At 51.3% G+C, this 665-nt stretch carries 2 tRNA genes and 1 rRNA gene; all 3 read right to left on the reverse strand.

The window, feature by feature from the left end:
* Positions 1-216: 216 nt before the first annotated feature.
* Positions 217-292: transfer RNA gene (locus KUV74_RS20750), tRNA-Ala, on the reverse strand.
* A 127-nt stretch (positions 293-419) separates the two neighbouring features.
* Positions 420-496, reverse strand: a tRNA-Ile gene (locus KUV74_RS20755).
* Positions 497-597: 101 nt separating this feature from the next.
* Positions 598-665: ribosomal RNA gene (locus tag KUV74_RS20760) — 16S ribosomal RNA — on the reverse strand; the annotation flags it as partial.

Here is a 665-nt window from a genome sequence, read left to right on the forward strand (position 1 = left end):
CGCTTCATCGCTTGACCATATAACCCCAAAGGGTCTGTCAATCGATGATGTCACGACAATTGCCGGATACGCTTGAAACGTATCTTACTTTGTCAGCATGATATACATTGTTAAAGAGCGTTAGAGCAAAAGCTCTAAGCGAGAGACTTGATATCGCCTGGTGGCGAACAAGCATCTTGCTTAGAACTTGACGACTGTTTTACTCGAGGTGAGAAATGGTGGAGCCAAGCGGGATCGAACCGCTGACCTCCTGCGTGCAAGGCAGGCGCTCTCCCAGCTGAGCTATGGCCCCATATCCTGTCGGGTATGCTTGACCAGAACCAGCTATCAAACGATGGGCCTGGGCAAATCCGATGCTACCCGGCGAGCTCACCGATCTTCACCACACCAAAGGCGTGCACTCGCTGAACTTATGAAGATGGTGGGTCTGGGCAGACTTGAACTGCCGACCTCACCCTTATCAGGGGTGCGCTCTAACCAACTGAGCTACAGACCCATTGCCGAGCAATATTGGGCATAAATCCCAAACAGTCGTTACTCTTGCTTGATCAGGTAATTCATTGTGAGCACTTACCGACAGTCAGATGACGTGTCGTTTAAGGAGGTGATCCAGCCGCAGGTTCCCCTACGGCTACCTTGTTACGACTTCACCCCAGTCATGAACC

Source organism: Halomonas sp. DP1Y21-3 (assembly GCF_019801245.1).
Lineage (GTDB): Bacteria > Pseudomonadota > Gammaproteobacteria > Pseudomonadales > Halomonadaceae > Halomonas > Halomonas litopenaei.